The following is an 18,874-nucleotide window of genomic DNA, read 5'->3' as shown; positions in this document are numbered from 1 at the left end:
CCGGCAGCGCGACTCTCGGGTCGCGCCGCTGAGCCGGCCCCGCCACATCCTGCGCTCCCGAGGAGCGCGACCTCCCGGCCGACCACCAACCGCACGCTCGATGCTCACCAACCGCACGCTCGACGACCACCAACCGCACACTCGGCGAACGAGGGTGACCAGAGCTTCCCCACGAAGGCGAGAAATGACCACGCAGTCCACCGGCACCCGAGACACCGGCTACGTCACGCGCATGCGCGAGCGGGTCGGTGAGCGCGTCGTCGGGCGCGAGCACGAGCTGGACCTCGTGCTCGCCGCCGTCGCCGCGGGTCGGGACATCCTCCTCGAGGGCCCGCCGGGGACCTCGAAGTCCACTCTCCTGCGCGCCATCGCGGAGGAGTGGGGAATCCCGTTCGTCCTGGTCGAGGGCAACGCCGACCTCACGCCGAGCAAGCTCATCGGCGGCCACGACCCGGCGCGCGTGCTGCGCGAGGGGTACAAGGACGCGAACTTCGTCGACGGCCCGCTCGTGCGGGCGATGCGCGAGGGCGGGTTCCTCTACATCGAGGAGTTCAACCGCGCCCCCGACGACACCCTCAACACGCTGCTCACCGCGATGGCCGAGCGTGAGGTGACGGTCCCGCGCGTCGGCACGATCGGCGCACAGCCGACGTTCCGGATCATCGCCTCGATGAACCCCTACGACAACGTCGGCACCACACGGCTCTCGTCCTCGGTCCACGACCGGTTCAACCGGCTCGTCGTCGACTACCAGGACGACGCCGCCGAGCGCGAGATCGTCGCCCTGCGCACGGGGCTCGCCCCGGACGCACACGACGACGTCTCCCCGGCGCTCGCCGAGGCGCTGGTCGCCGACGCCGTGGCGCTGACCCGCGCCACCCGCGACCACGAGGACACGCGCCAAGGGAGCTCGGTGCGCGGCGCGATCGACCTCGCGCTCGTCGGTGCCCAGCTCCTCGCGATGCGTGGCATCGACACCCCCGGCGAGGGGCGGATCACCACGGAGGACTCCCCGCGCCGCAGGTACGCGGAGTCGATGCGCGACGCCGCGCTGGTCGCCCTGTCCGGCCGGCTGCACGTCGATGCCGCCAGCGCGACCACGCCCGAGCGCGTCGTCCAGGAGATCTGGGAGGACCACTACCTCCTCCAGCCCGCGGCGGCTGCCGGTGGTTGAAGAGAGGTCGCGGCCGACTCCCCGGTCCGGCGCAGGTCGGACACGTCCAAGGGGCGTCGTCGCCCGAAGGTCCTCGACGAGGAGCCGACCGTGTTCGAGCCGGCCACCGGCGAGGGCGGGGGACAGGTCCTCGTCGCCACCGGCGACGGCACCAAGGGGCCCGGCGCGCGCACCCGCGGGTCGGCCGCACCCGGCGAGACCGGGGAGGAGGGCGAGGTCGTCGACCTCGCCGATCTCGACGACGAGGCCGACGCCGACGCGCTGCGCCGCGCCCGCGAGATCGCCGCTGCCCTCGCGATCCCGCAGCCGCCCAGGCGCGAGTCCGCAAGGCGCGGGCTCGGCGAGCTCGAGTCCCTGCCCTACGTGGGCGCCGCGGACGACATCGACCTCGAGGCGACCGTCGACAATCTCGTGGCCCATCCCGTGCCCGACCCGCGCGACGTCGTCGTGCGCGAACGTATCCGGCAGCGCCGCGCCGTGGTGCTCGTCGTCGACGTCTCCGGCTCGATGCGGGGCGAGCGCATCCGCTCGGCCGCCGCGGCCGTCGGCGCCCTCGTCGGCGAGCTCGTGCGGGACGACCTCGCCGTCGTCGCCTTCTGGTCCGACGCCGCGATCCTGTCCCCGATGGGGCGCACCGCCACGTCGGGCGAGATCCTCGAGCTGCTCGTGCGCATCCCCGCGCGCGGGCTCACCAATCTCGAGCTGCCGCTGCGGCTCGCCCGCGACGAGCTCGCGTCCGTACCCGGCTCCGAGGGCCGGGTCCTCCTGCTGTCGGACTGCGTGCACAACGCCGGACCCGACCCGCGCAGCGTCGCCGCGGCCCTCCCGCGCCTAGACGTCCTGCTCGACACCACCGGCGAGAAGGACGTCGACCTCGGGCGCGACCTCGCCCGGCTCGGCCGCGGGACGCTCGAGACCGTGCGCTCCCACCGCGACCTCCCGGCCGCGCTCTCCCGGATCCTCGCGTCGTGAGCGATCCGTGCCCACCGGACCAGGCCCGCGGCACCACGCCGTCGGGCACATCGGCGCGATCACCGCGCCCTGAGAAGTAAGGACAGCAAGCCCATGGCCAACCCGTGGTTCGAAAGCGTCATCGAGGCGCAGCGCCGGGCGCGCAGGCGCCTCCCGAAGTCCGTCTACATGGCCCTCGTGGCCGGCTCCGAGCGGGGCACGACGGTGCGCGGCAACATCGACGCCTTCTCCGAGCTCGGCTTCGCTCCGAAGATCACGAGCAACCCGATGAACCAGGACACCTCGACGACGATCATGGGCGTCCCCGTCGACCTGCCCGTGATGATCTCGCCGACCGGTGTGCAGGCCGTCCACCCCGACGGCGAGCTCGCCGTGGCTCGCGCCGCCCACAACCGCGGGGGCGCGATGGGGCTCGGCGCCTACTCGTCGAAGCCGATGGAGGACGTGATGGCGGCCAACCCCGGCCGCACGTTCTTCCAGATGTACTGGTCGGGCGGCCGCGACCAGATGCTCGCCCTCGCCGAGCGGGCGCGGGCAGCGGGCGCCGTCGGCCTCATCGTCACCCTCGACTGGACCTCCGGCTACGGCCGCGACTGGGGCAGCCCCGAGATCCCCGAGCAGATGAACATCAAGACGATCCTCAAGTACATTCCCGAGATCGTCGCCGGAGGCAAGTTCGACTACGCGCTGGACTGGGCCAAGACCCTGCGCCCGCCGGAGCTGTCCGTGCCCAACGCCGTCCTCAAGGGCGAGCGTGCGCCGGGCTTCTTCGAGGCCATGGGCTGGTGGCGCCAGACCGAGATCCCCTCATGGGAGGACATCGCCTGGCTGCGCGAGCAGTGGGGCGGTCCCTTCATGGTCAAGGGCATCACCCGGGTCGACGACGCGAAGGCGGCCCGTGACGCCGGTGCCACCGCGATCTCCGTGTCCAACCACGGCGGCAACAACCTCGACACCACGCCGGCCGCCATCCGCCTCCTCCCGGCCATCGCCCAGGAGGTCAGCAGCGAGGTCGAGGTCCTCATGGACGGCGGCGTCCGCCGCGGTTCGGACGTCTACAAGGCGATCGCGCTCGGTGCGCACGCGGTGCTCATCGGCCGCGCCTACCTGTGGGGCATGAGCGCCAACGGGCAGGGCGGCGTGGAGAACGTCCTCGACATCATGCGCGACGGGCTGAAGGCCGCGATGATGGGCAACGGTCACGAGACGCTCGACCAGATCTCGGTGTCCGACCTCGTCATCCCGCCGCACTTCGCGATCACCGCCGGCGGCGAGGACGGCAACGTCTGGGGCGCCCCCGAGCTGCGCAGCGACGTGGCGATCGACCAGGAGCGCGCGGCGGAGCACCGGTAGTCGGTCCGGGAGCGGACCGGGACCTCCCGACCGCCGCGCGGGCTCGCTCCCGACGGCCACGCGCGCTCTCGGGGATCGCGCCCCCCGCTCCCGACGAGTGGGTGGCAGCCGACCCGGATTCCACCGTTTCTGAGTCGATCGCCACCCGCTCGTCAAGGCACCGGGAGTCCCGGCGCCTGGTCGAGGAGCTGGACCGCCGGATCCTCACCGTCCAGGCCGACGTCCGCGACGCCGCAGCACTCAAGGAGGCCGCGGCCCGCGCGGTCGCCGAGCTCGGCAGTCTCGACATCGTCGTGGCCAACGCCGGCATCTGCGAGCCCGCCAAGTGGGAGGACATCACCGCGGACTCGTGGAAGGACACGATCGACATCAACGTCACGGGCGTGTGGAACACGATCACGGCGGCAGCCCCGCACATGATCGAGGCCGGCAACGGTGGCGCCGTCGTCATCACCTCGAGCTACGCCGGCAAGAAGGTGCAGCCGATGATGATCCACTACACGACCTCCAAGCACGCCGTGGTCGGCATGACGCGCGGCTTCGCGGTCGAGCTGGGACTGCACAACATCCGCGTGAACTCCGTCCACCCGGGCGGCGTCGCGACCCCGATGGGCAGCCCCGGCGTCATGGCGGCGATCGAGTCCTCGACCAAGGAGAACCCCAAGGTCAACCAGATGGGCCAGCCGTTCATCGGACCCGGCTGGATGGAGCCCGAGGCGATCGCCGACGCCGTGGCGTTCCTCGTCTCGCCCGCGGCCGCCAACATCACCTCCGAGCACCTGAGCGTGGACCAGGGCATGCAGTACTTCTGACCGGTCCGGGTCGCACCCGCGACCCCCACCCGGCACGACGACGGCGCCGGCACCTCCCGCAGGTGCCGGCGCCGTCGTCGTGGATGGGCGCCGGTGACCGTCGTCCGGCGCGGTGACCGCGCCGCCGGGGGGTCGTAGCCCGGTGCGGTGAGAGACGGACGGTGAGCGGTCAGGGGCCGAGGAGTGCGATCGCCCCGTCGGTGGTATTCGCACGGCCCCAGTGCCGGGCGATCCGGGCCACGGCGGACTCGTGGGCGGCCTGGTCGTACGAGGCGCAGGCGTCGGTGACGAGAACGACCCGGAAGTCGCGCTCGACGGCATCGCGCAGCGTCGTCTCGACGCAGATCTCGGTGGCGACCCCGCAGATCAGGAGGGTCTCGACGCCCAGGTCGCGCAGCGCCCGGTCGAGGCCCGGGGAGGTGAAGCCCGAGTAGCGGTGCTTGACGTGCACGAGCTCGCCGGGCGCCGCGGTGACCACGAACGGTTCGGCTCCCCACGTGCCGGTGCGGCAGTTGCGCGCAGGAGGAGGCGTGCCGGCCGGCAGGGAGTACCGCTCGTCCCAGGCCGCGGAGTCGACCTGCTCGTCGTGGGCGGTGCGGACGTGGACGACCGGGACCTGGGCGTCCCTGGCCGCGTCGACGAGCCGTACGACGCGACTCACGGCGGCCGGGATCGATGCGACGTCGAGGCCGCGTGCGGCCATCGTGCCGTCCGGCGAGCAGAAGTCGTTCTGCACGTCGACGACCACCACGGCGAGCCTCGCGCCCGCCCTCATGGCCGGATGTCCCGGCGACCGTTGCCGGGAGCCTCCTTGCGGACGCCCCGGCGCCCGACCTGGGGCGCGGGCGTCGTCGTGCGGCACGGTGGGGGCGTCACTGCTCGCCGACGATCGATGCCACGTCGATCTCCTCGCTCACGTATCCCTCCGCGCGCATGCGCTCGGAGAGGAACTCCAGGGACTCCACGTCGATGTCGGTGTGGTACTCGGGCAGGATCATGGCGTCGGCGACCTCGGGGTCGAGGTCGGGCACCGCCGAGCGGAACGCGTCCGGATCGCTGTCGACAAGCTCGATCGTGGCCGCGAGGCCCGCCCGGAACGCGTCGATCACCTCGGGGTTCTCCGCGGCGTACTGGTCGGACGCCAGGAACGAGCCGACCTGCAGCCCCGGGTAGGCCTCGACGTACGGGTGGGACACGACGCGGTCCCCGGCCTCGAGGGCGAGCGTCCGGAAGGGCTCGATCACCCAGGCCGCCTCGACCTGACCGGAGTCGAGTGCAGGGAGCATGTCCGGGAAGCCGAGCTCGACGTACTCGATGGCGGACGGGTCCGCGCCGGCGTTCTCGACGCTCGTGGAGATGGTGATGTCCCCGATGTTCTGCAGCGTGTTGACGGCGACCTGACGGCCGGCGAGGTCCGCGGAGGTCTCGATGTCCGAGTCGGCCGGCACGACGACCGCCGAGAAGTCGGACTCGGGGTCCTCGGTCGCGAACGTCCCCGGCGCGATCATCGTGATCGGCAGACCCTGGTCCGCCGCGAGCAGCACGCTGACCGTGTTCGACCCGGCGATGTCCAGCGTCCCGCCCACGACACCCGGGATGGCGGCCGCACCGCCGGCGGAGGTGTCGACCCGGACGTCGAGCCCCTCGTCCTCGAAGAGCCCCTGGTCGACGCCGTACTCGAGGAACGCCGAGGGGATGCCGGCGGTCTCGCCGACGCGGACCTCGGTGAGACCGCCGTCGCCGCCGCCCCCACCGTCCCCGGTCTCGTCCGAGTCCCCGCCGCACGCGGCGAGCACGAGTGTCGTGGCGAGCGCGATGGTCGACACGATGACTGGACGCGAACGCTTCATGGGTCCTCCCGGGGCTGCGGACGCTGCGACGCGTCCGAGATCTGTGCGGGTCGGCCCTCGACCCGGCTGGAGGAGACGGTAGGCCCCGCTCGCCGCAGTGCGATGGGTGACGGAACCGATTCGACATGGTGGAATTCTCGGCGGGGTCAGCCATGCAGAACCGGCATGCACCCCCGAACCGTTCGAGACTGCGGAATCGCGTCGCTGCGGCGGGAACGGTCCGGCCCGACCTCCCTAGCATCCCCGCAAGGACCGGCCACGGTCGACGCGGGCCGAGCAACCGGTGCCGCGAGGAACAGCCCAGGGGAGATCCACGCATGAAGGTCGTCATCGCAGGGGCCGGCATCGGCGGCCTGACCCTCGCCCTCTCGCTGCACGAGGCAGGCATCGACTGCGAGATCCACGAGGCCGCCCCCGAGATCACCCCGATCGGCGCCGGCATCAACCTGCTCCCGCACGCGATCAAGGTGCTCGACGGCCTCGGCGTGCTGCCCGCGCTCGAGCGCGTGGCGGTCGAGACCCGTGAGGCAGCCTTCTTCAACCGGCACGGGCAGTTCGTTCACAGCGAGCCGTCCGGGCGGTTCGCCGGCTACGCCCATCCCCAGCTGTCCATCCACCGGGCCGACCTCCAGCTCACTCTGCTCTCCGCGGTGCGCGACCGCCTCGGGGAGGGGGCCGTGCACCTCGCCAGCCGCGCGACCGGGTTCACCGACGGTGACGGCGCGGCGGTCCTGCACACGATCGACGCCGCCGGACGCGAGGTCGACGTGGCGGGAGACGTCGTCGTGGGGGCGGACGGCGTGCACTCCGCGGTGCGCGCCCAGCTCTACCCGGACGAGGGTGCGCCGAGGTACTCGGGCGTGACGATGTGGCGCGGCGTCGTCGAGTGGGACGGGTTCCTCACGGGCGCGTCGATGACGCGGGTCGGCTGGCTGACGAGCGGGAAGATGGTCATCTACCCCGTGCGACCCGCCACGGACGACGGGCGCCAGCTCGTCAACTGGGTGGCCGAGGTCGAGCGCCCCCGCCCCCAGCGCCGCGAGTGGAACCGGCCCGGCCGGCTGGAGGACTTCATCGACGTCTTCGAGGACTGGAGCTTCGACTGGCTCGACGTCGCCGGCATGATCCGCGCGACCGGGACCGTCCTCGAGTACCCGATGGTCGACCAGGACCCGCTGCCGCGCTGGTCGTTCGGACGAGTCACCCTGCTCGGCGACGCCGCACACCCCATGATCCCGCGCGGGTCCAACGGTGCCGGCCAGGCGATCCTCGACGGGCCGGTACTCGCCCGGTACCTGGTCGCGGGCCCTGATCCCGCCGCGGCGCTGACCGCCTACGACGACGAGCGCCGCCCGGCCACCTCCCAGGTGGTGCTCACCAACCGGACCAACCCGCCGGACACGATCCTGCGCGAGGTCTACGAGCGCACCGGGGACCAGCCGTTCGACCGCATCGAGGACGTCATCTCGGCCGAGGAGATGACCGCGATCAGCGACCGGTACAAGAAGGTCGCGGCGTACGACCGCGACCGGCTCGCCTCGTCGTAGGGAGCTCGTGGACGAAGCCCCTGCGTGCTGTGCCGCACGAACATGTATGCGATCGCTGTGGACCGGAGATGCGGCGGCACCTCACCGGAACTGACGTACGAGAGATCGATGGATGGAGCAGCAATGGACGCTGTGCAGGAGCGGTACGTGCCCATGGAGCACCAGGAGGTACCACGACGGGTGGTGGTCACAGGAGGTGGGAGGGGGATCGGAGCCGCGCTGGTCAGTGCGCTCGCGGAGTCCGGCGACCGAGTGGTAATCGCCGATCTGATCGACGACGGCGCGCAGCTCGCCGACGAGCTCACCACCGCGGGTCGAGACGTCTCGTTCATCCGGACCGACATCGGCGACGAGTCGTCGGTGGCGGCGCTCGCGGACCACTGCCGCAGCGCCCTGGGGGCGGTCGACGTCCTCGTCAACAACGCCGGCATCTACCAGTCGCTCGGGGCCAAGGTCCCGTTCGAGGAGATCTCGCCCGACGCGTTCCGGCGCGTGCTCGACGTCAACGTCACCGGGACCTGGCTTGTCACGCGCGCGATGCTTCCCCTCCTCGAGAACGGTAGCGATGCGCGGATCATCTGCACCGCGTCGTCGACGGTCCACATGGGTGTTCCGTACTTCGCGCACTATGTCGCGTCCAAGGGGGCCGTGATCGCGCTCGTCCGGGCGCTCGCGCCGGAACTGGGCAAGAAGGGCATCACGATCAACGCCGTCGCCCCCGGTCTCGTCGACACCGAGGCCACGCGGATCCTCAACGGCAAGGAGTACCTCCCGACGGCCGCCCAGCGCCGCGCGATCCCTCGCACGATGGTGGCCGACGACCTTGTCGGTGCCGTGCGTTTCCTCGGTGGACGCGACTCGGGATTCATCACCGGACAGACCCTCGTCGTCGACGGCGGCGTGGTCTTCCTATGAGCATGAGCGACGGAAGGACAGGCATGCACGACACGATCCTCGACAAGGCGACGGGCGCCACCCTCGGCGAGGTCACCCTCGACGACGCGGCATCAGCCGACCGGACGATCGCCACGGCGGACGCGGCGTTCCGGAGCGGACCGTGGCGCTACGACGCCAACCTCCGGCAGGTCGCGCTCGCCGGCTGGGCCGACGAGCTGGAGCGCCACGGCGACGAGCTGGCCGCGATCATCCGCGGGGAGACGGGCAAGGTCCGCCGCGAGTGCGATCGCGAGGTGGCGATGGCGATCGACGCCCTGCGCTTCAACTCGGGTGCTGCGCGTTCCGTCGCGGGCACGGCCCACGAGCTGCCGGACGGGAGTGCCGGTCACCTGGTCCGCGTGCCGGTCGGTCCCGCCGCGTTCGTCACTCCCTGGAACTGGCCACTCTTCCTCCTCCTGCGGGACATGGCTCCTGCCCTCGCGGCAGGCGTGACGGCCGTGATCAAGCCTGCCCCGCTCACTCCGCTGGCGACGGCCCGCGCGATCGAGCTGGCCGGCGGTCACGTGCCCGCGGGCGTCCTCAACATGGTCCGCGGTGGCGCCGACATCGGACAGCTGCTCAGCAGTGACGAACGCCTGAAGGTTGTCGCCTTCACCGGCTCCACGCAGGTCGGACGCGACGTGGCTCGTACGGTCTCCGGCCGCCTCGGCCGTCCGTTCCTCGAGCTCGGCGGCAAGGGCGTGAGCGTCCTCCACGACGATGCCGACCTCGACGCCGCGATCGACACGATCTTGACGTTCGGGTTCATCACCGCCGGCCAGATGTGCATGGCGAACTCCCGCGTCCTCGCGCATCGCTCCGTGGCCGACGAGGTCCGCGACCGACTCGTGGACCGCGTGTCCCGACTGGTTGTCGGACATCCGGACGACCCCGCGGTCGACACAGGGGCGATCGTCTCCACCACCCAGGCGGAGAAGATTCGGGGCTACCTCGAGATCGCGAGGAACGACGGCACGCTCCTGGTCGGTGGCGAGCAGCCTGGCGGGCTCGACCTTCCGGGCGAGTTCATCACCCCGGCACTCGTGGCGGGCGACCAGATCGATACGCGCCTGCTCAAGGAGGAGATCTTCGGCCCCGTCGTCACGCTCGAGACCTTCGACTCCGACGCGGACGCGGTCCGGATGGCCAACGACACGGACTACGGCCTCGCGGCCGCGGTGTGGACGAACGACCTCCGGCGCGCGTGGCAGTCCGCGCGGGCCCTCGACTTCGGGACCGTCTGGCTCAACCGGTACAACCGCACGTTCTCGGAGGTCCCGTCCGGAGGGATGAAGGCCTCCGGAGTGGGCCGGACGCGTGGGTTCGACGGGATCCACGAGTTCATGGAGCTCAAGCACATCAACTTTGACGTCGGGCACCTCGCGGTGTGAGACGGCTGCCTCCCCCCTACGAAGAAAGGACGACAGGAATGCGGAAAAGATTCACGGTCGCATGCGCAGGAGCCCTCCTGGTGCTCACAGGCTGTAGCGGCAGCGACGATGGCGATACAAGTGCCGAGGGAGATGACTCCGGCAGTGGCTCAGGTCTGACCGAGGTGACCATCGGCGTCATGCCGATCCTCGACGTGGCCCCTCTCTACCTCGGTGTGGAGCAGGGCATCTACGAGGAGCACGGCATCGACCTCAGCTTCGAGAGCGCGCAGGGCGGCGCCGCGATCGTGCCGGCGGTCGTCTCCGGCGAGTACGACTTCGGCTTCTCGAACACCACCTCGCTCATGCTCGCGCAGACCACCGGGCTCGAGCTCGAGGTCGTGAGCCCGGGCGCCTCCTCGACCGGGAACCCGGAGGACGACTTCGGCGCCATCCTCGTCCCGGAGGACAGCGATCTCGAGTCGGTCGAGGACCTCGAGGGCCACAGCGTGGCGATCAACACGCTGAGCAACATCAACGACACGCTCATCCGTGACGCGGTCGACCGTGCCGGAGGGGACTCGTCCGCGGTGGAGTTCGTCGAGATCGGCCACGCTGACATGGTGGCCGCGCTGGAGAGCGGTCAGGTCGACGCCATCTGGGAGGTGGAACCCTTCCTCACGATCGGCCGCGACACCGGATTCCGTGACTTGTACAGCCTCTACGCGGAGGCGACGCCAGACCTGACTGTCGCCGTCTACTTCACCACGGCAGCGTTCGCCGAGGAGGACCCGGACACGGTCGACGCGTTCATCGAGGCGACCGCCGAGGCGCTTGACTACGCAACGGAGAACCCCGATGAAGCCCGGGGCGTGCTCACCGACTACACGGAGATTGATCCCGAGATCATCCCCGAGCTCACACTTCCGGCCTTCCCGACCGAAGTGAACCTCGAGTCCGTCGAGTTCGTCGCCGACGCCGGCGCGCACTACGGGGTGTTCGCCCGCGACGAGGTCGACCTCGAGGCACTGTTCCCGCGGGCCCAGTGACGTCGGGTCCGGCCGGGCCGCCTCGCGTCGCCCGGCCGGAGCCGCCGTCCGTGGGAAGGGGCGATACGTGGCGGATGATGCTCCGATGAGCGACCAGGCGGACGAGCGGCGGACCTCGGTCGACAACGCACTCAAGCTGCTCGATGAGCTCGTCCGCCGCGGGGAGATCCGGGTGCACGAGGCAGCCACCTTTCTCGGTGTCGCCCGATCAACCGCCCACCGTCTGCTGGCGGCGCTGGTCCGTCATGGTTTCGTGCGGCAGCGCACCGCAGGAGGCCCGTACGTGCCGATGGTCATCCTCGACCGGCCGGTGGTCCCGAAGGTCACGCACGAGCGCATGATCGCAGCGGCGGCCCCGGTTGTCCGCGCCCTCCGGGACGAGACGGAGGAGACTTCGCACCTCGCGCTGCTCCAGGGGAACAGCGTGCGTTTCGTCGTGGGGTACCAGGGGAGTCGCGACGACAGCACGCCGCTCCGCACCGGAATGGTTCTGCCGGCCCATGCGACAGCAGTCGGCAAGGTGATGCTGGCAGCGCTGCCTGCCGAATCGCTGCGGCACCTCTACCCACGTGGCGTCCAGGTACTCACGGACGCGACACTGCGGACGGAGGAGGAGATCGGGACCCACCTGCGTGACGTCGCCCGACGCGGCCACGCGACGAATATCGCGGAATCCGCGGAGGGGCTCACTGCCGTAGCCGTGATCGTTCGGGACGCCGAGGCAGCGCCGGCCGCGGCGATCGCCGTGGCCGGACCGGCGGAGCGGATGCCGGCTGTCCGGCTGCCGTACATCGTCAGCCGTATGCACCGAGCGGCGCTCGACATTCAGGCCGAGCTGCTCGGTCCGGCTCGTCCGTAGCGCGTCTTTGCCGCCGACAACTCATGATCTCTTGACCCAAGGGCCACCACGACACGGGACTTGACCTCCGATCGCCCGGCTCGGCAGCGCCTACTGCCGGGCGGGCGATGCTGATTCGAGGAATACTCGCGTGGTGGTTGTGATCTGGTCGAGCACCTTCGCTGCCGCCTCGACCACGGCATGCATCGACAAGAAGGCGTGCCCCAGCGTCGGCGCCGTGATGACCCGTGTCTCGTCGTCGTGGGCACGCAGCAGTTCGGCGAGCTCGGACGCCTCGTCCCGTAGAGGATCATGGCCGGCGATCACCACGCAGGTGCGTGGTAGGTGGCGCAGGTCCCCGCGGAGCGGCGAGACCCGGGGGTCCGCACGGTCAGCATCGGCCGGTAGGTAGCGCTCGACGTACCAGGCGAGATCAGGCGTCGAGAGCAGCAGCAGGGGGTCGTCGTGCCGCGCATGCGAGGGACGCCGTCGCCCGAGGTCGACGAGCGGGGTGACGAGCACCGCGCCGGCGAAGGAGCTCCGCTCGGTCGCGCCCATCGACTGCAGCGCGCCGAGCACAAGGTTCGCACCCGCGCTCTCGCCCATGACGACGACGGGGCAATCCGACCGTTGGATCTGATTGATCAACAGCTCTGTGGTGGCCGTGAGCGCAGCAGGGAAGGGCGACTCGGGGGCGAGTGGGTACTCGACGGACAGCACGTCGCACGATGAGTCGAGCGCGAGACGGCGGCACGTCGGGTCCGCGTGGGCGATTGACCCGAGGACCCAGCCTCCGCCGTGCAGGTAGATGACGGTGCCGAGGGAACGACCGGTCAATGTGTATCGGCGGAGCGGCAGGCCGCAGCTCTCGAGCGCGAGCACCGAGTCCTCGACGAGCAGGCGGGGATCCTCCGGCGCGTCCGGCGGCAGAGGCATCTGCGCCCGCGCCTGGTCCGTCGTCAGAACGGCGACCGAGCGCCGGCCCGCTGCGCGCGAGACACGTAGCGCTTTGTCCAGCAGAGGGTCGAGCGGCAACTCGGGGATGTCGGTCCCCGAGCCGTGATCAGTCGAACTCATAGTGCTCCGCATCGACCACGCGCGTCGCACGCCAGTAGTCGAGCGTGCGGTAGGGCCAGTTCTGGGTGACTCGTCCTCGTGCGTTCTTGTACCAGCTGGACACCTCGGATGCCCCCCATGCCATGAGCGCGTTCGCCCGGTCGAGCTCCTCGTTGTGTCGGAGGTACGGGCCCTCTCTTACTTCGACCGTGCGGTGATCCCCCTCGAGCAGGGCACGGGCCGCCTCCAGCACGACGTTCACCGCGAGCTCCGAGAACAGGAGGATCGAGCCGTTGACCACGAGGTTCGTGTTCGGGCCGTAGAGGCAGAAGAGGTTTGGAAAGCCCGGCACAGTGATGCCGTGAAAGGCGCGGGCGTCGCCGTCCCAGTACGCGTGCAGGTCGCGGCCGTCACGTCCGGTGACGGTGAGCGAACCGAGAAACTCGGACGCCTTGAACCCGGTGCCGTAGACAAGTACGTCGACCTCGTGCAGCACACCGTCGGACGTGCGTACGCCGTCGGGTTCAAGCCGTTCGATCGGGGCTGTGACCAGCTCGACGTGCGACTTCGAGAGCGTCTCGGCCCAGGCGCCGTCGTCCCGCAGCATGCGCTTGGCCCCGGGCGGGTACGACGGAGTCACGGCAGGCAGCAGGTCGGGCCGTGCACCGAACTGGTTTTCCAGGTAGCCCGTAAGCACCTCGCGGAGCTCGTTGTTCTTCGCGGAGACCGAATCGGTGCCCGTCCAGGTCGGGTCGACCTCGACGTACGGGCGGCGTCCTTCGACCGTCGTCCAGAACTGGAACAGCCGATACCACCGGTAGTAGTGCGGAACGTGACGCAGCAACCAGGTCATGCCCGGTGCGATGCGCTGACGGTAGTCGGGTGCCGGCAACAACCAGGGCGGTGTGCGCTGGAAGACAATGACGGCGGGGCTGCTCGACGCGAGCTCGGGGATCGCCTGGAACGCGCTGGCACCGGTGCCGATCACGCCGACGCGACGGCGACCGACATCGACGTCGTGCCGCCAGCGGGCCGTGTGCCAGCGCGGGCCCGAGAAGTTGTCCGACCCGGGGATGTCGGGGATGTTCGGCTGGTTGAGCTGGCCGGTGGCACTGACGACCAGGTCGGTCGTGAGCGTGCTCGTCCGGCCCGCCGAGTCGACCAGGCGGGCCGTCCATTTCTTGGTCGAGTCGTCGAAGTCAAGGGAGCTAACGGTCGTGTCGAACGTGATGAGCTCGCGAAGCCCACGACGATCCGCCACGTTTCGGAAGTACGAGTAGATAGCGGGCTGCGTCGAGTACTGCGTGGGCCAGAGCTGGGTCTGTGCGAACGTAAAGCTGTACCCGAAGTTGGTGGTGTCCAGCCGGCAACCGGGGTAGGTGTTCTCGTGCCAGCTCCCACCGACGTCCGAGTTCTTCTCGACGACGGTGACGTCGACTCCGGCCTGGTGCAACCTGTGGGCGCAGGAGAGTCCGGAGAGTCCGGCTCCGATCACGAGGGCGGAGAGGCGGCGCTCGCCGAAGTCGGACACCGTCCACGTCGGTGCGCCGGCGTCACCGGGATACGCGAACTCGTGGGCCAGCAGATCCGTGTAGTCGTCGTCAGCCGGGCCCGTGAGAAAGTCGAAGAGGTGCTGCGCCGTACCGGCATCGCGCATGTCGAGCGCGGAGCACGGGCCGTCGCGAAGCTGCCGCAGCGCGTCGAGCGCCAGACCGCGCAACGTGCGCTGCTCCGAGTCCGAGAGGCCCCCCTGCGCAGGCGGTATCGCCCCGGCCGTGTCTCCGGAGGGCCGAAGGTGGGGCGAGACGAGGTCGAGGCGACCGGTTGCCTGGGCCAGCGCTGCCATTAGTGGGAGCAGCTCCGCGTCGCGGACGGCGTCGCGGAGTTCGTCGTCGCTGGCCGCGATCGGTTCGACCGGCCGATCAATACGGACATCGTCGGCCGCCTCCGCCGCTGGGGCTGCCTGGTCCGTTCCCGCCAGTGGGTGCATCGTGTCCTCATCTTCGAGCTGATGTGCGCATAATGCACGAACTGCGCGCACTGTGCCCATAGTAGGGTCGGCGACCGTGGCGACGTCAAGAACTTCAGCGGCACGTGCGGTGGGTGGCTCGGTCGACGGACTGGTCGACCGGCGGTCCACCGTTCAGGCCGTGGACCGCGCGATGCTGGTTCTGGACGTGCTCTCGGCTAGCAGCGGTCCGCTCCCCGTCAAGGATGTGGCGGCGCGAGCCGACCTTGATCGCACGACCACGCACCGCCTCCTCAAGTCGCTTGCGGGACGTGATCTTGCCGAGCAGGGTGAGAACGGATGGCGCCTGGGTGTGGGGACGTTCCGGCTCGGTCGCATCTACCTCGACTCCCTGCCGTTTACGACCGTCGCTCCGGCCTATGCGCTTGACCTGTTCCGCTCGCAGGTGCAGCACCGGCCGTGGTCGGTCGTGGTCTCGTTGCTCCTCGACGACGCCGCAGCCATCGTCGATCGATACTGGAGCGACACGGCGCCGCTGTCGACCGTTCTTGAGATCGGCGCGCTCCTGCCGCTGGATCGAAGCGCGACCGGGCTGGCGCTCCTGGCGACGATGTCGGACGACGAGGTTCGACGGCGGGTCGGCGCCCCGCGTGCGACCGAGCTCGAGGAGCTCATCGACGAGGCGCGTGCCGATGGCGGTCTCGCGTGTGTCCCTCATCTGCTTCACAACGACGTGCATGCCGTGGCGTGTGCGGTGCGTGGCCCGAGCGGGGCTCCGGTCGGTGCGATCAACGTCAATGGTGTGGACATCGAGGACCAGCTCCGACCGGACTCCGAGCTTGCTCGCGGCGTCAAGCGGGCCGCAGACAGGATCAGCGTGGTTCTTAGTTCGCGCTGACGCCCTTTCGAGGGGTGGGTCCGGCGGTGCGTGGACTGCCGAGTTTGGGGCGCATGAGCGCCGGTTGAGCCGATAGTGCCCGTGTCGCCTCGGTTCGTGATGGGTCGCCCGAACGATGCCGCCGATCCTTGACCGGGTGGTCGCGATGGTGTTTGACTCAAGCCGCGCGCGAAGTGCACACATAGTGCACTATGCGCACAATGCGTCGTTGAGACGACACAAGCGGACGAGGAGGACGCGATGATGCGTCGTGGAGCAGGTGGATGGTTGGTCGTTGCCATGGGGGCGTCGCTCACGTTGGCAGCATGCGGAAGTGAGGATGGGGAGGGGGCCGAGGCGTCGACCGAGGAGGGGTTGGTACCTGTGGCGATCGCTGAGACGCCCGGGATGCCTACCCATATCGTCGAGTTCGGCATCGAGCAGGGTTTCTTCGAGGATGCGGGCCTCGACGCCACGGTGACCAGCATTGCCGGCGGCTCACAGCAGGTGACCGCAGCGATGGCGGGTGAGGTTCAGTTCACCGGCGGAGACGTCGTCTCCATCAATACGTTCCTCGCGCAGGACATGCCCCTCGTCGTCGTCGGCCCTGGAACCGCGGCCAGCGAGGAACCCGAGGACGACTTCTCCGTCGTGGTCGTGCGGGACGACTCTCCGATCCAGGAGCCAGAAGATCTCGAAGGAGCTTCGCTCGCCACGAACGAGCTCGACAACATCACTGCACTCGGTGTGGTGGGGGCGCTAGACAACCTGAGGCTCGACACGGAGGCGCTGGAGTTCGTCGAGATCCCGTTCCCCGAGATGGTCGCCGGCGTGGAAAACGGGCACGTGGACGCCGCGACCCTGATCGAGCCGTTCGCGACGATCGCCATCTCCCAGGGCTACCGACCCGTACTGCATCCGTTCGCGAGCTGGGAGCCTGAGACGCAGATCGGCATCTCCCTGACGACCCAGGAGTATGCGAGCGAGAATCCAGAGGTCGTGGAGGCATTCCAGGCGGCGCGACTGGCGACAGCCCAGTACGTCACGGAGAATCCTGACGAGTTCCGATCGGCGCTCCTCGAGCTGGGCGAGTTCGACGAGCAGGTCGTCCAGGACATGAATCTGCCGCTCTACCGAGAGGAGCTCGACCGCGAATCGATCGAGCGAGCAGCGGCGCTCATGGTCGACCACGGCATCCTGGACGAGGTGCCGGACTACGAGGGACACATCGACGACGGGGCCTGACGGTTCCCGCGACCTATCGGGAGTGGTCCTTGCCCAAGGACTCGCAGCATCGTTCCTGCGCTCCCGCTACCGCCCCGGGACGAGACCCGCGCGGATGATCGCCTGCAGGTCGGTGTAGTCGACGTCGAGCTCGCCGCCCAGGACGGCCGCCCAGCTCGGCAGCAGCTCGGAGTGGTAGCTGTGGGCGGTCCCGCCCTGCAGCGTCACCGAGCTCGGCATGTCGACGGCCATCTGCCAGAACGTCACCCACGGATACCAGTTGACGGCCTTCGACACCTGACGGCCGGCCTTCTCCCGGACCCACCGCGGGGCCCGCCACAGCAGGTCCGGGGACCAGAAGACGACCGGGTCGTTGGAGTGCTGCTGGAAGACGAACCGTGGCGACTCCCACGGGACGTACGGCTCGCCGAACGCACCGTGCATGAGCTCGGACGGCCGGGACACGAACCGCACGTGCCGGCCGTGGTCGACGATCGGCAGGACCTCCGGCGAGCCGCGCCGCGAGGAGGCGACGAGCTCGCGCCACATCCGGGTGAACCGCGGCGTGCCGATCCACACGCCGCCGTCGGTGCGCTCGAGCATGTCCGCGGCCGAGGAGAACGCGGCGAGACCGCCGTCCGTGCCGAGGGACTCGCCCCCGACGTAGAGCTTCGGCTGCTTCTCCGGCGGAAGGGACCGCACCGCACGCTCGACGGCCTCGAACAGGGCGATCCCGGCCCGCTGGGCGGTGTGACGGTCGCTGACCCACGCCAGCCCGCTCGGGAGGTAGGAGTACTGCATCGAGACGATGGCGCAGTCCCCGCCGGTGAGGTACTCGATCGACGAGCCGTTCCACTCCTGCACCCACCCGGAGCCGGTCCCGGTGAGCACGACGACGACGGATCGCTCGAGCCCGCCTGCCCGCACCAGCTCGCGGCACGCGGCCTCGGCGGTCTCCTCGATCTCGCGGTCCTCGAGGAACCCGGCGTACGCGCGGATCGGCTCGAGCGCGGGCGTGCCGGTGACCCGTTCGATGTCGGCGCGCCGCGGGCCGTCGCTGACGAACACCTGCCCGTGGCGGCCGAGCGTGTCGAACGACTCCAGGGAGGCGGGCGAGCCCGAGCGCTCGGGCTCGGCCGGCTGCGACCGCCCCGGGGCACGGCGCGCGTTCTGGTCCTTCGCCTGCACGGCGAGGCGGCGCAGCGCCCGCCGGACGAGGAGGCGGTCCGAGGCGTAGACCACGGCGGTGGCCGCGATCCCGGTGGAGAGCACGGGCACGAGCACCTTCGGGGCCACCCGGCGCACCACCGGCGAGATGGCGCGTGCCCCCGCCGTCGTCGCGCGCGCGGCAAGGAGCACGACCCCGAACCCCGCGGTGCCGGCGACGAGCCCACCTGCGTGCCCGGCCGCCGTGACGGGCTCGGTGCCCGCGAGCTCGGCGATCTCGTTCTGGCGGCGCAGGGAGCGCAGGAACGCGGTGGCCGTCCCGACCCCGAGGGCCGACTGCCACACGGCCTTCACGCGACGCTCGGTGCGCGGCGACATGTCCGAGCGGAGCTTCGCCAGCCGCCCCACCCCGCGGACCCCCGCGACCGTGCCCTCGCCCACGAGGTACCCGTAGGCCTGCGAGAGACCGACGTTGACCGCGGTCATCCACCACTGGCGCGGCAGGAGCGAGGGGCCCAGGGCGACCCAGGTCGCGATCTGCGCCCCGGAGGCCCCGGCGTTGTCGAGGGCCCTGAGGACCGGGCGGGTACGGCGCAGGGCGCCCCGAGCAATGGATCGCCTGGCCATGCGTCCCATCCTGACAAACCGGCGCGACGGCGTCGTCCGCCGTCCGGTGGAGA

Annotated in this window: 16 protein-coding genes; 11 read left to right on the top strand and 5 right to left on the bottom strand. The window is 70.3% G+C overall.

Annotated elements, in window-relative coordinates; genetic code table 11:
* The first annotated feature begins 184 nt into the window (after positions 1 to 184).
* From AC24HA_RS00245 to AC24HA_RS00230, 4 genes are all read left to right on the top strand, one after another.
* Positions 185 to 1,174 (top strand): AAA family ATPase, encoded by a 990-nt coding sequence (locus AC24HA_RS00245; protein WP_425707490.1) that lies wholly within the window; start codon positions 185 to 187, stop codon positions 1,172 to 1,174.
* A gap of 90 nt (positions 1,175 to 1,264) precedes the next feature.
* A complete protein-coding gene (locus AC24HA_RS00240; RefSeq protein ID WP_425707491.1) occupies positions 1,265 to 2,146 on the top strand; it encodes a vWA domain-containing protein in 882 nt (293 codons plus the stop codon).
* A gap of 93 nt (positions 2,147 to 2,239) precedes the next feature.
* Entirely contained in the window at positions 2,240 to 3,499 is a 1,260-nt protein-coding gene (gene mftD / locus AC24HA_RS00235) for a pre-mycofactocin synthase MftD (RefSeq protein ID WP_425707492.1), read from the top strand.
* 101 nt (positions 3,500 to 3,600) lie between these two features.
* Complete coding sequence (locus AC24HA_RS00230; protein WP_425707493.1) at positions 3,601 to 4,311, top strand: SDR family oxidoreductase; 711 nt, start codon at positions 3,601 to 3,603, stop codon at positions 4,309 to 4,311.
* Between the two features lie 169 nt (positions 4,312 to 4,480).
* Here AC24HA_RS00230 and AC24HA_RS00225 read toward each other — a convergent pair whose 3' ends face one another.
* Together AC24HA_RS00225 and AC24HA_RS00220 are read right to left on the bottom strand one after the other, a co-directional pair.
* Entirely contained in the window at positions 4,481 to 5,086 is a 606-nt protein-coding gene (locus AC24HA_RS00225; protein WP_425707494.1) for a cysteine hydrolase family protein, read from the bottom strand.
* A gap of 97 nt (positions 5,087 to 5,183) precedes the next feature.
* Positions 5,184 to 6,161, bottom strand: coding sequence for an ABC transporter substrate-binding protein (locus AC24HA_RS00220; RefSeq protein ID WP_425707495.1), 978 nt, complete (start codon positions 6,159 to 6,161; stop codon positions 5,184 to 5,186).
* Positions 6,162 to 6,478: 317 nt separating this feature from the next.
* Here AC24HA_RS00220 and AC24HA_RS00215 point away from each other — a divergent pair, with 317 nt between their 5' ends.
* From AC24HA_RS00215 to AC24HA_RS00195, 5 genes are all read left to right on the top strand, one after another.
* Positions 6,479 to 7,708, top strand: a complete 1,230-nt coding sequence (locus AC24HA_RS00215; RefSeq protein WP_425707496.1) for a flavin-dependent oxidoreductase — start codon at positions 6,479 to 6,481, stop codon at positions 7,706 to 7,708.
* A 123-nt stretch (positions 7,709 to 7,831) separates the two neighbouring features.
* The gene (locus AC24HA_RS00210) at positions 7,832 to 8,623 is read left to right on the top strand and encodes an SDR family NAD(P)-dependent oxidoreductase (RefSeq protein WP_425707497.1); all 792 of its coding nucleotides are present in this window, start codon (positions 7,832 to 7,834) and stop codon (positions 8,621 to 8,623) included.
* Positions 8,624 to 8,646: 23 nt separating this feature from the next.
* Entirely contained in the window at positions 8,647 to 10,035 is a 1,389-nt protein-coding gene (locus AC24HA_RS00205; protein ID WP_425707498.1) for an aldehyde dehydrogenase family protein, read from the top strand.
* A 179-nt stretch (positions 10,036 to 10,214) separates the two neighbouring features.
* A complete protein-coding gene (locus tag AC24HA_RS00200; protein WP_487563556.1) occupies positions 10,215 to 11,063 on the top strand; it encodes an ABC transporter substrate-binding protein in 849 nt (282 codons plus the stop codon).
* A gap of 85 nt (positions 11,064 to 11,148) precedes the next feature.
* Entirely contained in the window at positions 11,149 to 11,922 is a 774-nt protein-coding gene (locus tag AC24HA_RS00195; RefSeq protein ID WP_425707500.1) for an IclR family transcriptional regulator, read from the top strand.
* 90 nt (positions 11,923 to 12,012) lie between these two features.
* Here the strand turns inward: AC24HA_RS00195 and AC24HA_RS00190 are convergent, their stop codons facing one another.
* On the bottom strand, positions 12,013 to 12,978 hold the full coding sequence (locus tag AC24HA_RS00190; RefSeq protein WP_425707501.1) for an alpha/beta hydrolase: 966 nt from the start codon (positions 12,976 to 12,978) through the stop codon (positions 12,013 to 12,015).
* A complete protein-coding gene (locus AC24HA_RS00185; RefSeq protein WP_487563555.1) occupies positions 12,965 to 14,947 on the bottom strand; it encodes a flavin-containing monooxygenase in 1,983 nt (660 codons plus the stop codon). The genes AC24HA_RS00190 and AC24HA_RS00185 overlap by 14 nt, the downstream gene beginning before the upstream one ends.
* Before the next feature lie 172 nt (positions 14,948 to 15,119).
* Here AC24HA_RS00185 and AC24HA_RS00180 point away from each other — a divergent pair, with 172 nt between their 5' ends.
* Together AC24HA_RS00180 and AC24HA_RS00175 are read left to right on the top strand one after the other, a co-directional pair.
* On the top strand, positions 15,120 to 15,824 hold the full coding sequence (locus AC24HA_RS00180) for an IclR family transcriptional regulator (protein ID WP_487563554.1): 705 nt from the start codon (positions 15,120 to 15,122) through the stop codon (positions 15,822 to 15,824).
* A 267-nt stretch (positions 15,825 to 16,091) separates the two neighbouring features.
* Positions 16,092 to 17,048: an ABC transporter substrate-binding protein gene (locus AC24HA_RS00175; protein WP_425707504.1), complete on the top strand. Its 957-nt coding sequence runs from the start codon at positions 16,092 to 16,094 to the stop codon at positions 17,046 to 17,048.
* Positions 17,049 to 17,114: 66 nt separating this feature from the next.
* On the opposite strand, the gene AC24HA_RS00170 is transcribed toward AC24HA_RS00175, so the two are convergent.
* Positions 17,115 to 18,821 (bottom strand): alpha/beta-hydrolase family protein, encoded by a 1,707-nt coding sequence (locus AC24HA_RS00170; RefSeq protein ID WP_425707505.1) that lies wholly within the window; start codon positions 18,819 to 18,821, stop codon positions 17,115 to 17,117.
* Positions 18,822 to 18,874: the final 53 nt, after the last annotated feature.

Source organism: Georgenia sp. Z1491, from assembly GCF_057652395.1.
This window is presented reverse-complemented; position numbering and strand designations above follow the sequence as displayed.

What these genes read in the sequence shown, in the direction of transcription:
- AC24HA_RS00220 (WP_425707495.1), bottom strand. Translation starts at nt 6,161, where the DNA reads ATGAAGCGTTCGCGTCCAGTCATCGTGTCGACCATCGCGCTCGCCACG.
- AC24HA_RS00210 (WP_425707497.1), top strand. Translation starts at nt 7,832, where the DNA reads ATGGACGCTGTGCAGGAGCGGTACGTGCCCATGGAGCACCAGGAGGTA.
- AC24HA_RS00215 (WP_425707496.1), top strand. Translation starts at nt 6,479, where the DNA reads ATGAAGGTCGTCATCGCAGGGGCCGGCATCGGCGGCCTGACCCTCGCC.
- AC24HA_RS00185 (WP_487563555.1), bottom strand. Translation starts at nt 14,947, where the DNA reads ATGCACCCACTGGCGGGAACGGACCAGGCAGCCCCAGCGGCGGAGGCG.
- AC24HA_RS00195 (WP_425707500.1), top strand. Translation starts at nt 11,149, where the DNA reads ATGAGCGACCAGGCGGACGAGCGGCGGACCTCGGTCGACAACGCACTC.
- AC24HA_RS00245 (WP_425707490.1), top strand. Translation starts at nt 185, where the DNA reads ATGACCACGCAGTCCACCGGCACCCGAGACACCGGCTACGTCACGCGC.
- AC24HA_RS00180 (WP_487563554.1), top strand. Translation starts at nt 15,120, where the DNA reads ATGCTGGTTCTGGACGTGCTCTCGGCTAGCAGCGGTCCGCTCCCCGTC.
- AC24HA_RS00205 (WP_425707498.1), top strand. Translation starts at nt 8,647, where the DNA reads ATGCACGACACGATCCTCGACAAGGCGACGGGCGCCACCCTCGGCGAG.
- AC24HA_RS00200 (WP_487563556.1), top strand. Translation starts at nt 10,215, where the DNA reads ATGCCGATCCTCGACGTGGCCCCTCTCTACCTCGGTGTGGAGCAGGGC.
- AC24HA_RS00170 (WP_425707505.1), bottom strand. Translation starts at nt 18,821, where the DNA reads ATGGCCAGGCGATCCATTGCTCGGGGCGCCCTGCGCCGTACCCGCCCG.
- AC24HA_RS00190 (WP_425707501.1), bottom strand. Translation starts at nt 12,978, where the DNA reads ATGAGTTCGACTGATCACGGCTCGGGGACCGACATCCCCGAGTTGCCG.
- mftD (WP_425707492.1), top strand. Translation starts at nt 2,240, where the DNA reads ATGGCCAACCCGTGGTTCGAAAGCGTCATCGAGGCGCAGCGCCGGGCG.
- AC24HA_RS00225 (WP_425707494.1), bottom strand. Translation starts at nt 5,086, where the DNA reads ATGAGGGCGGGCGCGAGGCTCGCCGTGGTGGTCGTCGACGTGCAGAAC.